This is a genomic window from Neisseria shayeganii, from assembly GCF_014054965.1.
Classification (GTDB): domain Bacteria; phylum Pseudomonadota; class Gammaproteobacteria; order Burkholderiales; family Neisseriaceae; genus Eikenella; species Eikenella shayeganii.
The window spans coordinates 1,177,591-1,190,207 of sequence record NZ_CP059567.1 but is presented as its reverse complement, the minus strand read 5'-3'; the positions used below and the strand labels follow the sequence as shown (position 1 = coordinate 1,190,207).

Below are 12,617 nucleotides of genomic sequence, written 5' to 3'. Positions count from 1 at the left end.
ACATGCTTCGAAAGGGTTTGCCGGAAAGAAAAAAGAAGGAAAGGAATAAGACTTTTGATGCCGGCAATTAGTTATTTCGACTGATGGCGTTGGCCGGCTGCGGCAATGTCTGACGGCTCGGACGGCTCAAACCGTAACAACGGCCAGTTTTGCTGCTCTGCGGCCGGCACAGGCTACCTGAAAAGAAAAGCCCGTCGCTTTTCATCATAAGCCCATCAAAAACCTGCTGGATTCAACCGTTCAGACGGCCGTTTTCCATGCGCAGCACTTCGTCTGCCAAGGCCTGGGTGTCGGCTGTGTCGTGGCTGATGATGAGCATGGGCACCGACAGTTCGCTTTGCAATTCGCCCACCAGCTGACGCATTTGCTGGCGTAAATCTGCATCAAGGGCGGAGAACGGTTCGTCCAGCAACAGCCACTGCGGGCGGGTGATGCAGGCGCGGGCCAGTGCGGTGCGCTGCTTTTGGCCGCCGGAAATCTGGTGCGGGTAATGGCCGGCAATATGTTGCAGCTGCATCCGATCCAACCACAGACGCACCGATTCTGCTGGGCGGCGGGATGAAGGATTGTGCCAGCCGTGTTGTAGGCCGAAAGCAATGTTTTGCGCCACGGTCAGATGCGGAAACAGGGCGTAGTCTTGAAACACCAGTCCGACGCGGCGCTGTTGCGGGGGCAGCCAGATTTGCTGTGCCGTATCGCCGTAAGTCTGCCCGCCGATGCGGACGTAACCTTGCGCCGGCGGCAGCAGGCCGGCCAGTAGTTGCAGGGTCAGGCTTTTGCCGGAGCCGGACGGGCCGATGATGGCCAGCCGGCGGGCACGGCTTTGGCAGCCAACATCCAAGTCGAAAGATCTTTTACCGGCGCTCACCCGTGCCTGCAGAGAAAAATCGAATATCCAGTCTGCGCGGCTCATGTGCGCTCCTTGGGCTTGGCCAAACGGGAAGTGGTCCACAAAACCGCAATACAGACGGCGGAGATCAGCAGCACCAATTGGTTGGCCAATTGGTCGTTGCCGGACTGGACCGCTTCATAAACGGCAATGGATAGGGTTTGGGTTTGGCCGGGAATGCTGCCGGCAATCATCAGCGTGGCGCCGAATTCGCCCAATGCGCGGGCAAACGCCAACAACAGGCCCACCAACAGGCCGCGCCAGGCCAAAGGCAGGGTCACGCGCAGAAAGACGGCACTTTCCGATAAGCCTAGCGTGCGGGCAGCCTGTTCCAATTGAGGATTGACGCCTTCAAACGCGGCTCGGGCGGGTTTGAAGAGCAGAGGAAAAGTCACCACCATTGCGGCCAGGACTGCGCCCTGCCACGTGAAAATCAAACGGATGTCGAAGCTGTGGCTCAACCATTGGCCGATGGTCCCGTGACGGCCGAATAAAACCAGCAGGTAGTAGCCGAGTACGGTGGGCGGCAGCACCATGGGCAGGGTCAGCGCCGTATCGATCAGGTCGCGGCCGGGGAAACGCCGCCGGGCCAGCAGGAAACCGACGGCAATGCCCAGCAGCAAATTGAGGAAAGTGGCCCAGAAGGCCACTTTTAAGGACAGGCCGAGAGCCGGCCAAACATCTTGCCACATGTTTCAGGCTACCTGAAAAAAGTTTACGGGCGGCTGAAGCCGTATTTGTTCAATACTTGGCGGCCTTGGGGCGACAGCACGAAGTTGAGGAAACGCTGCGCTTCGACCTTGTTGCGGCTGTCGGTGCTGACGGCAATCGGATAGGAAACGGGGGTGTCGAGCGCTACGGTGGCGGTGACCCGCACTTTTTCCGGCATCAGTGCCGCATCGGTGCGATAGACAAAGCCGGCATCCACTTCGCCGCGCGCCACATAATCGAGGGAGTGGCGCACGTTTTGAGTGGTGATGATTTTCGGCCGCAGGGCGGCGAACAGGCCGGCTTTCTCCAGCGCGGCTCTGGCATAACGGCCCACCGGCACGCTTTCGGGATTGCTCAAAGCGATGCGGCTGACGGCGGGGCGGTTCAGGTCTTGTAAAGAGGGAGCGGACGTGTGGCTGTTTTTCGGTACGATCAACACCAAATCATTGCGCACAAAAGTGCGGCGGCTGACCCCGTCCACCGCATTCTTTTCCACTGCCATGTCCATGGTTTTTTGGTCGGCAAAGGCCACCACGTCCACCGGTGCGCCTTGCAGCAGTTGTTGCAGCAGGGCGCCCGATCCGGCAGTGTTCAGTTTCACATCTACCTCGGGATGCAGGCGTTCGTATTGGGCGGCGATTTCCTGAAAAGCGTCTTTCAGGCTGGAGGCGGCGGAAACGGTCAGGTCTTTGGCTTGCAGCGACAGGGTGACAAGCAGCAAAGCGGCCAAAGCCGTGATGCGGGGCAGACGCTTCATCTTGCGATCCTTGCAATGAAAAAGAATGAGAGGGGCAAGATAGCAAAAGCCTTATCCGACAGCTATTGGCGAAAGGAGTTAAACGGCCGCTTAATACCAAAGGAGTAGCCGTCACGGCGGCTAAAAAGAGACGGGTTGGGAAACGATGAGTAGCTGCAAGGGCAGGTGCGGTATGTTGGAGCGTATGTTGCCGTTTTAATCGGTCACGTTTGCTGTAGCCGGGGGGAAAAGGCTGCGGGCTACCTGAAAAGCATGGAGCGGAAAAGCAAAACCGCCACGGCTTGTAGTCGGACAAGGCGTGGCGGCAGTATGCCGTTTGCGGGAAGGGCGGTAACTATTCCGCCGGCAGTCCTTCGGGATTGGCCAGCCAGGCCGATGCTTGGCCGTCGCTGTAGAACTCCTGTTTCCAAATCGGCACTTCGGCTTTGATGGTGTCGATAATGAAACGGCAGGCGGCAAAAGCAGCATCGCGGTGTCCGGCGGTGACGCCTACCCATACCGCCATTTCGCCCACTTCCAGGTGGCCGTAACGGTGGACGCAAACGGCGTCTTCGATGGCAAACCGCTGTTTGGCTTGTGCCAATACCGCTTCGCCCTGTTTGCGGGCCAAGGCTTCATAGGTGCTGTACACCAAGTAATCCACCCGGCTGCCGTCGTTTTGGCGGCGTACCCAGCCTTCAAAACAGGTAAATGCACCGCATTGTTCGTTGTCGAGCAAATGCCGGCGCAAAGCAGTGGCGTCTATGGCTTGTTCGGTTAGATCAAAAAACATATCAGCCTCCGGCAATGGGGGGAATAAAGGCAACGGTATCGCCGTTTTGTAAAGTTTGCTGCCACGGGCAGAAGGTGTGGTTGACCGCGGCGCGCAGGCGGCTTTGCGGCAAGTCCCAACCGTATTCGGCGGCCAGTTCGGCGTAGAGGGCGGCCGCATCCGCGGCATGGGTGAGCCGCTCTTCCCGTTCTTTGCCGCTTTGCTCGCGCAGGGCGGCAAAATAGAGAACGGTGATGCGGCGGGGTTCAGCGCTTGAAGTCATGTTTGCCTCCGGATTTGTGAACCAGGCGGATTTGTTCGATGCGGATGTCGTGGCTGAGCGCCTTGGTCATGTCGTATACGGTCAGCGCCGCCACCGATACCGCCGTCAGCGCCTCCATTTCCACACCGGTTTTGTGCGATACCGCCACTTCGGCGCAGATGTGCAGCCGGTGGGCATCGTCTTCATAGTTTAAGTCCACCCGGCAGCGCTCCAGCATCATCGGATGGCACAGCGGAATCAGCTGGGCGGTGTTTTTGGCGGCCATGATGCCGGCCAGACGGGCCACCTCGATTACGGCGCCTTTGGCGGTTTGGCCGTTGGCGGCCTGGATTTGGGCATACACATCTGGCGGGAAAACTACCCAGCCTTCGGCGGCTGCCACGCGGCGGGTGCTGGCTTTATCGCCAACATCCACCATGCGGCTGCGGCTGTGTTCGTCTAAATGGGTGAGTGACATCCAATCCTCCGTTTTTTCAGGTAGCCTGATGCGGCTCGGGAAGTTTTTCAGGTAGCCTCGGGCAGCGCTTGGGCGGCTGCTAGGGCGTGTTCGAAATCGACAGGCGTATTGAAATTGGATACCGCCTGCCAAGTTTGGGGCATGGTAATGGTTTGGCAGGTCTGCGTATCCAGCCAGGCGCTGACTTTGCGGCCGCCTTGTGCCAGATACGCCTGTAAATCCTGCCGCACAGCCGCCGACCAATGCGACATCAGCGGATGAATACGGCCGCTGTCCGCATCGGCCAACAGGGTAATGCCCTGTTGCCAAGCAGGGCGGCCGGCGCCTTGGGCCAGCAGTTTGATGATTGCTTCGGGTTGCAGCAGGGTGTCGCAGGCCAGTACGTAAATGCCGGCTCGGCCTTGGCAGTATGTTTCTTGCAGTGCCGGCAAAATGGCGGCCAGCGGGCCTTGCCGTTCTGGCAGGGCGTCGTGGAGATAATGTGCGCGGCCGGTGTCGGCATAGCTTTGGCCGGCAGCGGCCAGCCAGATGGGGCGCTGGGGGTGGGTTTGCGAGACCAGTTTGTGTATCAGGGTGTGGCCGCGGAAGGGCAGCAAGGCTTTGGGCGTGCCCATGCGGCGGCTGAGGCCGCCGCAGAGAATCAGCAAAGGCTCGTATTGTGTAGCAGTGCCGGCCATCTCAACCGCCGATCATCGACAAATCGCGGATTAGGCCGAATTTGCGGTCGTGCAGGAAGTGATGTTCCGGTTTTTCCGCCATCAGATCGTGTAGGTGCTGGCGCAGGCCGGTTTGGTCGCCGCTGCGCAGCCAGGGACGCAAATCATAGGCGATGCCGCCGAACAGGCATAGGTGCATTTTGCCCTGTGCACTCACGCGCAGGCGGTTGCAGCTTTGGCAGAAATCTTTGCTGTAAGGCGCAATGAAGCCGATGCCGCCGGCAAAATCGCGGTGGCGGTATTCCCTGGCCGGGCCGGCATGCGCCGAACGCGGCACCAGCTGCCAGCCTTCGGCTTGTAGGCCGGCTTCCAGGGTGGCGGCCGAAAAATGCTGTTCGCCAAAAAAGGCCGTATTGTCCCGGGTTTGCATCAGCTCGATAAAGCGCAGGGTAACCGGGCGGTGGCGCACGAAATCCAGGGCATCGGGCAAGGTGCGCGCCATATAGCGGCGCAGCAGCAGGGTGTTCACTTTGATGCCGTAAAAGCCCTGTTCCAAGATGCCGTCCAAAGCGCGCACGATGTTGCTGCATTCCCGTTTGCCGGTGATTTGGTAAAACACTTCCGGGTCGAAACTGTCGATGCTGATGTTCAATTTGTCGATGCCGGCGGCGCGGTAGGCCGGAAACAGTTTGGCCAGCTTGTACGCATTGGTGGTCAGCGCCACGCTTTCGATTTGCGGTTGGGCGCGGCAGATGGCAATGATGTCGGCCAAATCACGCCGCAAAGTGGGTTCGCCGCCGGTGAGGCGGATTTTGCGGGTGCCGCTTTGGGCGAAGGTTTGAATCAAAGTCTCGATTTCAGGTAGCCTCAGTTCGTCAGGCTTGGCTTTGCCGGCATAGCCTTCGGGCAGGCAATAGGTACAGCGGTAATTGCACAAATCGGTTACCGACAGGCGTAAATAAGTGAGCCGCCGGTTGAAAGGATCGGTCAGCGGATTCATAAGAAAGCCTCGGTGAACGGTTGGACGGTAACGGTGCTGCCAGCCGGCAGGTTGCCGGATTCGGCCGGCAAAACAATATAACCGTTGGCTCTGCTGACGCCCCACACACGGTGGGAATCCTGCTCGCCGGCAGGCGCGGCTTCCCATGTGCCGTCGGCGGTTGGCGTGAGCACGGCGCGCTGGATGTCCATGCGGCCGGGCGATTTTTTTACCGCTTGGGTCAGATTAGCTTGCATACGTAAAGGCTGGGGAATTTCCTGCGCGCCGCACAGCTGCCACAAAGCGGCTTTCAAAAACAGATCGAAGCCAACATAGCCGGAAACCGGGTTGCCGGGCAGGCCGAAATACCAAGTTCTCAACATTTGGCCGAACACAAACGGCTTACCCGGCTTGATGGCTACTTTGTAGTGGTGGATGGCGCCCAAGCGGTCAACCGCTTCGCGCATATAGTCGTACTCGCCCACCGATACGCCGCCGGAAGTGATCACCACGTCGGCCAAGCGGGCGGCTTCGTCTAAAGTGTGCAGCACGCCTTCCAAGTCGTCGGCCGCCTGCCCCAAATCCAAAATTTCCACCGGCATGGTCGCCAAACGGGCCATCAGGGTGTGGCGGTTGCTGTCGTACACTTGTCCGCAGTCGGTAACCGGCGTGCCCGGCTCGTGCAGTTCGTCGCCGGTGGACAATACCGCCACTTGGATTTTGCGGTAAACCGGCACTTGGCCGATGCCGAGGGCGGCCAAAAGCATCACGTCGGCAGGGCGTAGAATGCGTCCGGCGCTGAGGACGGTATCCCCTGCGGCCACTTCCTCCCCGCCGTAGCGGATATTGGCGCCAGTGGCAACTTCTTGAGTGAGTAAAATAGCGTCGCCGTCGGTTTCGGTATGTTCCTGCAAGACCACGCAGGCGCAACCTGCCGGCACCACAGCGCCGGTCATGATGCGGATGCAGCCGTCTTCGGGCAGACTGCTGAAAAAAGGTTTGCCGGCAGCAGATTCGCCGACTACCCGCCAACGGCTGCCGGCTGCGGCACCGGCAGGCAGAGCATAGCCGTCCATGGCGGAGATATCGGTGGCGGGGATGTTGAGGGCGGACACCATGTCGGCCGCTAAAACACGCCCGATGCTTTGGGCAACGGGGAGATGTTCGGTTTCGGGCAAGCGCGGGGCGCGGGCAATGTGTTCGCGGATCAGGGTTTGCAGTTCGCTAACGGATGTGAGTGCCATGGTGTGTGTCTCCTGCTGCGGGCCAACTCTCGGTAGCCTGCCCGGGCTTGATTGATGCGGCCATACCGGCCTGATGTCCGCATGGTAAAGCAGGCCAAATCAGATTTGAATGCATACAAAGCATGGCAAAACGGCGAAAAGAGATAGCTAGACTACTACTTTCGACGTAGCCATCATGTAAAAGCACCCCAAGCGCACTCAAGATAAAAAATTATCCCGAATGTCCTTTGGGCCGCGGTTTGTTGTGGGTGAAGGTGGAATGGGTCTAATTGAAAGGAAAAATGCCGAGAAGCAATTTTGCGGTTTGGCATCTTGGGTCTTTCTGATTTTGTTTGATGCCGTTTTGAGCTGTGTCGCCAACAGGCGTGTGCTGTGGGCTTTTGAAGGTTCAGCCTGTATGGCAAAGCGTTTTGATGCTATGTGCACGCTCTTTAAAGATAGCGCTTTGCCTTTATTTGAGCAAATAAATTAAAGTCAATGCTTGTTTGCATATTAACTCTATTTAACTATAATATCGCTAAATTAACTATTATTTATATTACTTAAAGGAAGTAGTCATGTCGATTATCTCCATTGATATCAATGCCCAACGGGCTTTTTCGCCTTTTTGTCCGGATGAATTGCCGGTGGCCGGTGGGGATTTGATTGCTCCTGAGTTGAACCGTAACGCCGCTTTGGCACATTGGCGCGTTTTGACCCGAGATGCACACGGCCCCAATGCTGTGTGGGTGGTCGAGCAACCCGAGCAGATGGGGCGCAAATTGGATTATCCCAATGCGGATCAAACTTGGGTGCGCCATGCTGAAGTAGGGACGGCGGGCTTTCTGCCGCTGCCAGGCTTGCCCCAACCCGAAGAATATGATTTTTTGGTACACCAGGGCCTGGATAGAAATATGCATCCTTACGGCTGCTGCTTTCATGATACTGCGGAAACGTTGAGCACCGGTTTGTTGGAGTGGTTACAGGTGCGCCAAGCGGATTGTTTGATTGTCGGAGGTTTGGCAACCGATTATTCAGTCAAAGAAACCGTGGTGCAGCTGTGCCGTTACGGCAATTGGCAGGTTTTGGTGAATCTGGCGTCCTGCCGCGGTATTGCCGAAGATACCGTGGCGGCGGCTTTGCAGAAAATGCGTGAAGTCGGTGCGTTTTTATTGGATGATGCCAATGCCGTGGCCGATTGGCTCAAGCAGCACCATTGCCCATCGGCACTGCGACACTTGGATGATGCGCATCGCTTTGTTCCCCACCTCCCTTGCGCCAAATATGCCCCCAACCATCCGGAAAAATGTACCCACCGCATGAGCGGATGTAGTGACGGTTTGGATTGCGGCACGGAATAAACCATTAATTTTTGTTATCATCTGTGTATAGCGGCTTGTGCTTTAGCACACCTGCCAGATCCGAATACTGCCAGCGTATCATGCTGCTTATTTTTTGTTATGGAGACATTATTCGTGAAACTCGAAACCCAAGCCATTCACGCCGGCTACCAGCCCGATCCCACCACCAAAGCCGCCGCGGTGCCGATTTACCAAACCACCAGCTACGCCTTCGACAACACCCAGCACGGCGCCGATTTGTTTAACCTCAACGTGGCCGGCAATATCTACACCCGCATCATGAACCCCACCACCGCCGTTTTGGAAGCGCGGTTGGCGGCCTTGGAAGGCGGCATTGCCGCCTTGTGCGTGGCCAGCGGCATGGCGGCGATTACTTATGCCATCCAAACCATCGCCGAAGCGGGCGACAACATCATCGCCACCAAAACCTTATACGGCGGCACCTTCAACCTGTTTGCCCACACCCTGCCCAAACAAGGCATCGAAGTGCGCTTTATCGACCCGGCCAAGCCCGAAGACATCGCCGCCCACACCGACGCGCGCACCAAACTGGTTTACTGCGAAAGCATCGGCAACCCTGCCATCAATGTGGTGGACATCCGCGCCTTCGCCGAAGCCGCGCACGCGCAAGGCCTGCCTTTGGTGGTGGACAACACCGTCGCTTCGCCCGCCTTGTGCCGCCCGATTGAGCTGGGCGCCGACATCGTGGTGGAATCCCTCACCAAATACATCGGCGGCCACGGCACCAGCATCGGCGGCGCGATTATCGACGCAGGCAAATTCGACTGGACCAAAGGCGAACGCTTCAAAGTGCTGACCACGCCCGACGTGTCTTACCACGGCGTCAATTACAGCGAACACTTCGGCTCCGCCGCCTACATCGCCCGCGCCCGCGTGGTGCCGCTGCGCAACACCGGCGCCGCCATCAGCCCGATGAATGTTTTCTTGATTCTGCAAGGCCTGGAAACCCTGGCGCTGCGCATGGAGCGCCACAGCAGCAATGCTTTGAAAGTGGCTGAGTTCCTGCAAAACCACCCGCAAGTGGCTTGGGTCAACTACCCCGGCCTTTCAGGTAGCCCTTACAAGGCTCTGATTGAACGCGATTTCGCCGGCAAGGCCTCCGGCCTGCTCAGCTTCGGCATTAAAGGCGGCATTTACGCCGGCGGCAAGTTTATCGACGCGCTGCAACTGTTTACCCGCCTAGTCAACATCGGCGACGCCAAATCGCTGGCCACCCACCCGGCCAGCACCACCCACCGCCAGCTGAACGCCGAAGAACTGAAGGCTGCCGGCGTGAGCGAAGACATGGTGCGCCTGTCTATCGGCATTGAGCATATCGACGATTTGCTCGCCGATTTGGAGCAGGCTTTGGCTGCCGCCCGATAACACCGCTGGCGTTGAGAATAGGAAAATACCGCTTTCAGGCTACCTGAAAGCGGTATTTTGGTCTGAAGAACGGCCAAACCTATTGATACTGCACCCGACCGCTGGCGGTTTGGCTGACGGTGGTTTGCCCCGGGGTATCGAAAGCCTGCTCGGGAGCGGGCGGCGTGGCGGCGGCATAAGCCATGTCGTGCGCCCGGTAGGCCCGGCTGCCGGCCTGCATGGTTTGCACCAAGTCCACCTCCACCACTTTGTAGCTGCTGCCACCCATGGTTTGGCTGAGGGCTTGTGCCCGCTCTTGAAAGCGGCGCAGGGCTTCGGTGCTCAGGGTTTCGACAATCCGTTGGCGGGTAGCCGGTTTGAGCGAAAAGCTAACATTATCCACCACCGCTTCGCCGCTGCTTTGCGCCAGCAGCTTGCCTAAGGCTTGGAAGTCGGCACCGGACACGCTCAGTACGGCTTCGTCCTGCCAGATGCGCTGATTGCGGCCGTTTTGCCCGCTTTCGCTGCCGGGATAGGCGGAGCGGTATTGGAGTTGGCTTTCGATGCCGCTGAGCGCGCGCAGGTGGCTTTGCAGGATATTCAGTTTGCGGGTGGTGCCGGCCGCGGCTTGGGCGGCATCGACATGGCGGGTCTGTACCCGCAGGCGTAAGGTCATCCAGTCGTTGGGCACGTCGCGGCTGACGGTTTCGCTGAAGCGTAAGATTTGGTAGTGAAGCGGTTCGGCTGCGGCGGGCAGGCTGAGAACGGCGGAGAGGAGGAGTAGGACGGCGGTTTTCTTCATAAGGTTCTCCTTGGGCGGAAGCAGTCGGAATGGGAAACAGGCTACCTGAAAACAGTCGGTTTCGCAAAAGATTGCTTGGCCGGTTTTCAGGTAGCCTGTGTTGATTTCGCAGGAGGCGTTCAGCTGTTTTAGTGCGTCATCACCTGATTGAGGAATTGGCGGGCGCGCTCGCTTTGCGGGTTGGTGAAGAAGGTGTCGGGGTCGGCCATTTCCACAATCTGGCCGTGATCGACGAAGATCACGCGGTCGGCCACTTCGCGGGCGAAGCCCATTTCGTGGGTCACACACATCATGGTCATGCCGCTCATGGCCAAGTCTTTCATCACTTTCAGCACCTCGCCCACCATCTCGGGGTCGAGCGCGGAGGTGGGTTCGTCAAACAGCATCACATTCGGCTCCATTGCCAAGCCGCGGGCAATGGCCACGCGCTGCTGCTGGCCGCCGGAAAGCTGGCCGGGCATGGCGTCTTTTTTATGCGCCAGGCCCACGCGCTCCAGCAGTTCCAGGGCTTTTTTCTCGGCCTGTTCGCGCGATTGTTTTTTCACTTTGATCGGGGAGAGCATGATGTTTTCCAGCACGCTCAGGTGGGGATAGAGGTTGAAGTGTTGGAACACAAAGCCCACTTCGGCGCGCACTTTATTCAGATCGGTTTTGGGGTCGGCCACATTGATGCCGTCCACCCAGATTTCGCCTTCCTGAATGCGCTCGAGCTGGTTGACGGTGCGGATCAGGGTGGATTTGCCGCTGCCCGACGGGCCGCACACCACCACCACTTCGCCTTTGTTGATTTCGAGATCGACACCGTTGATCACGTGCAGGTCTTTAAACCATTTGTGTACGTTTTTGAATTTAATCATCTGTTTGCTCCTCTGTGATTGGTTTTGGCTTTATGTTTTGGCAGAGGTGGTTGCTGAGGGCCACATACTGCCTGGGAGGGATGTGCTCGGCCCGCTGCTGCGGATCGATGCCGACGGCGGCGAAATCGGTTTCGCCGGCCAAGTCTTTCAGATTATTGCGTATGGTCTTGCGGCGCTGGTGGAACGCTTGCTTAACCAGCTGTGCGAAATGGGCGAAATCTTGCGCTTCGCCGAGGCGGTGGCGCACCGGAATCATGCGCACCACGGCGGAATCCACTTTCGGCGCCGGCACGAATGCTTCGGGCGGCACTTCAAACAGCATTTCCATGTCGAAGAAATACTGCAACATCACGCTGAGGCGGCCGTAATCGTTGCTGCCGGGCGCGGCCACCATGCGCTCCACTACTTCTTTCTGCAGCATAAAGTGCATGTCTTCCACTTCTTGCGCCACTTCGCTCAAGCGGAACAGCAGCGGGGTGGAAATATTGTAGGGCAGGTTGCCGACGATTTTTTTGCGGCCGGGCACGCTGTGGAAATCGAATTGCAGCACGTCGCCTTCGTGAATCACCAATTTGCCGGCAAAAGGCAGGGTTTTCAGGCGGGCGATGATGTCGCGGTCGATCTCGCACACATGCAGGGTGTTCAGCTTCGCGGCCAGCGGCTCGGTAATGGCCGCCAAGCCGGGGCCGATTTCGATGACGGTGTCGTTCGGCTGCGGCCGCACGGCTTCCAAGATGTCGCGGATGATGCGGGTGTCTTGCAGAAAATTCTGCCCGAAGCGTTTGCGGGCTTTGTGTTCTTTCATGTGTGGCAGAATGACGGGAGGCCGACTCAAATGCGGCGGATTGTAACAGATTCATCGATGCTGTGAAGCCTGGTTGCGTCAGGAAAACAGCTGCCAGCCGCCGATCAGGAAAGCATAGCGCAAGCCTTTGCTGATCAGCAGCATCAGGGCGCACAGCCAGGCATTCATTCTCAACCAGCCGGCCGCCACCGGCAGGGCATCGCCGATAAAAGGCACCCAGGCCAGCAGCAGACAGACGCTGCCGTAGCGTTTCAGGTAGCCTGCCGCACGGCCGGGGTGCTGCTTGGGCGGCAGCAGACGGCCGAGAGTGTAGGACACCAGGCTGCCGGCGGTATTGGCTGCGGTGGCTACACCCCAAGCGGCGAGAACAAGGTCGGCCCGGCCGTGCACCACCGCCAGCAAGGCGGCTTCGGACGTGCCGGGCAACAGGGTGGCGGAAGTCAAGGCGGAGAAGGCCAAGCCGGTAAGCAGCCAGAAGGTATCCATATAAAGGGCGGTGTTCAGCGGCAGGCTGAGACCTTTGCAAAACCCCCATCTGCGGCGCATTTCTGCGTTGTGCGTTTATGCCCTATGGGTACTGCTCGCTCGCTTGCCTATCTATGTGATATGTCTTCGCTCGCTGCGCTGCTACGCCTTGAACTGCATCCACATCTGGAGGGTTGCAAAGGTCTCAGGCTACCTGAAAACAGAAGGCAGCGGGTAGATTGGGGCGCGATGGCAG

At 58.4% G+C, this 12,617-nt stretch carries 16 protein-coding genes and 1 pseudogene; 4 read left to right on the top strand and 13 right to left on the bottom strand.

Annotated elements, in window-relative coordinates; all coding sequences use genetic code 11:
• Positions 1 to 232 precede the first annotated feature (232 nt).
• The 9 genes from H3L94_RS05835 to moeA all read right to left on the bottom strand — a co-directional run bounded on the left by H3L94_RS05835 (position 233) and on the right by moeA (position 6,727).
• Complete coding sequence (locus tag H3L94_RS05835) at positions 233 to 913, bottom strand: ATP-binding cassette domain-containing protein (protein WP_182123054.1); 681 nt, start codon at positions 911 to 913, stop codon at positions 233 to 235.
• Positions 910 to 1,581: a molybdate ABC transporter permease subunit gene (modB, locus tag H3L94_RS05830; RefSeq protein ID WP_182123053.1), complete on the bottom strand. Its 672-nt coding sequence runs from the start codon at positions 1,579 to 1,581 to the stop codon at positions 910 to 912. Before modB ends, H3L94_RS05835 begins: the two co-directional genes overlap by 4 nt.
• Before the next feature lie 23 nt (positions 1,582 to 1,604).
• Positions 1,605 to 2,357, bottom strand: coding sequence for a molybdate ABC transporter substrate-binding protein (gene modA / locus H3L94_RS05825; RefSeq protein ID WP_182123052.1), 753 nt, complete (start codon positions 2,355 to 2,357; stop codon positions 1,605 to 1,607).
• Between the two features lie 334 nt (positions 2,358 to 2,691).
• On the bottom strand, positions 2,692 to 3,129 hold the full coding sequence (locus H3L94_RS05820) for a molybdenum cofactor biosynthesis protein MoaE (RefSeq protein WP_182123051.1): 438 nt from the start codon (positions 3,127 to 3,129) through the stop codon (positions 2,692 to 2,694).
• Between the two features lies 1 nt (position 3,130).
• On the bottom strand, positions 3,131 to 3,391 hold the full coding sequence (locus H3L94_RS05815) for a MoaD/ThiS family protein (protein WP_182123050.1): 261 nt from the start codon (positions 3,389 to 3,391) through the stop codon (positions 3,131 to 3,133).
• Positions 3,375 to 3,848: a cyclic pyranopterin monophosphate synthase MoaC gene (moaC, locus tag H3L94_RS05810; RefSeq protein ID WP_182123049.1), complete on the bottom strand. Its 474-nt coding sequence runs from the start codon at positions 3,846 to 3,848 to the stop codon at positions 3,375 to 3,377. The genes H3L94_RS05815 and moaC overlap by 17 nt, the downstream gene beginning before the upstream one ends.
• A gap of 47 nt (positions 3,849 to 3,895) precedes the next feature.
• Positions 3,896 to 4,525 (bottom strand): molybdenum cofactor guanylyltransferase, encoded by a 630-nt coding sequence (gene mobA / locus H3L94_RS05805; RefSeq protein WP_182123048.1) that lies wholly within the window; start codon positions 4,523 to 4,525, stop codon positions 3,896 to 3,898.
• Position 4,526: 1 nt separating this feature from the next.
• Positions 4,527 to 5,504, bottom strand: a complete 978-nt coding sequence (moaA, locus tag H3L94_RS05800; RefSeq protein WP_182123047.1) for a GTP 3',8-cyclase MoaA — start codon at positions 5,502 to 5,504, stop codon at positions 4,527 to 4,529.
• Positions 5,501 to 6,727: a molybdopterin molybdotransferase MoeA gene (gene moeA / locus H3L94_RS05795; RefSeq protein WP_182123046.1), complete on the bottom strand. Its 1,227-nt coding sequence runs from the start codon at positions 6,725 to 6,727 to the stop codon at positions 5,501 to 5,503. Before moeA ends, moaA begins: the two co-directional genes overlap by 4 nt.
• A 259-nt stretch (positions 6,728 to 6,986) precedes the next feature.
• Here moeA and H3L94_RS05790 point away from each other — a divergent pair, with 259 nt between their 5' ends.
• The 3 genes from H3L94_RS05790 to H3L94_RS05780 all read left to right on the top strand — a co-directional run bounded on the left by H3L94_RS05790 (position 6,987) and on the right by H3L94_RS05780 (position 9,453).
• Positions 6,987 to 7,199: a hypothetical protein gene (locus H3L94_RS05790; RefSeq protein ID WP_182123045.1), complete on the top strand. Its 213-nt coding sequence runs from the start codon at positions 6,987 to 6,989 to the stop codon at positions 7,197 to 7,199.
• A gap of 85 nt (positions 7,200 to 7,284) precedes the next feature.
• Entirely contained in the window at positions 7,285 to 8,067 is a 783-nt protein-coding gene (locus tag H3L94_RS05785) for a cysteine hydrolase family protein (RefSeq protein ID WP_182123044.1), read from the top strand.
• A gap of 114 nt (positions 8,068 to 8,181) precedes the next feature.
• Positions 8,182 to 9,453, top strand: a complete 1,272-nt coding sequence (locus tag H3L94_RS05780) for an O-acetylhomoserine aminocarboxypropyltransferase/cysteine synthase family protein (protein ID WP_220457326.1) — start codon at positions 8,182 to 8,184, stop codon at positions 9,451 to 9,453.
• A 79-nt stretch (positions 9,454 to 9,532) separates the two neighbouring features.
• Here the strand turns inward: H3L94_RS05780 and H3L94_RS05775 are convergent, their stop codons facing one another.
• The 4 genes from H3L94_RS05775 to H3L94_RS05760 all read right to left on the bottom strand — a co-directional run bounded on the left by H3L94_RS05775 (position 9,533) and on the right by H3L94_RS05760 (position 12,382).
• Positions 9,533 to 10,234 carry an SIMPL domain-containing protein gene (locus tag H3L94_RS05775; protein ID WP_182123042.1) on the bottom strand — a complete coding sequence of 234 codons (702 nt, stop codon included), beginning with the start codon at positions 10,232 to 10,234 and terminating at the stop codon, positions 9,533 to 9,535.
• A 128-nt stretch (positions 10,235 to 10,362) separates the two neighbouring features.
• Positions 10,363 to 11,091: an amino acid ABC transporter ATP-binding protein gene (locus H3L94_RS05770; RefSeq protein WP_182123041.1), complete on the bottom strand. Its 729-nt coding sequence runs from the start codon at positions 11,089 to 11,091 to the stop codon at positions 10,363 to 10,365.
• Complete coding sequence (rsmA, locus tag H3L94_RS05765) at positions 11,084 to 11,896, bottom strand: 16S rRNA (adenine(1518)-N(6)/adenine(1519)-N(6))-dimethyltransferase RsmA (protein WP_182123040.1); 813 nt, start codon at positions 11,894 to 11,896, stop codon at positions 11,084 to 11,086. The genes H3L94_RS05770 and rsmA overlap by 8 nt, the downstream gene beginning before the upstream one ends.
• A 78-nt stretch (positions 11,897 to 11,974) precedes the next feature.
• Positions 11,975 to 12,382, bottom strand: coding sequence for a YqaA family protein (locus tag H3L94_RS05760; protein ID WP_182123116.1), 408 nt, complete (start codon positions 12,380 to 12,382; stop codon positions 11,975 to 11,977).
• 34 nt (positions 12,383 to 12,416) lie between these two features.
• Between H3L94_RS05760 and H3L94_RS12425 the strand changes: the two are divergent.
• Positions 12,417 to 12,579 (top strand): annotated as a pseudogene (locus tag H3L94_RS12425) (lipoprotein signal peptidase).
• The last annotated feature ends 38 nt before the right edge of the window (positions 12,580 to 12,617 follow it).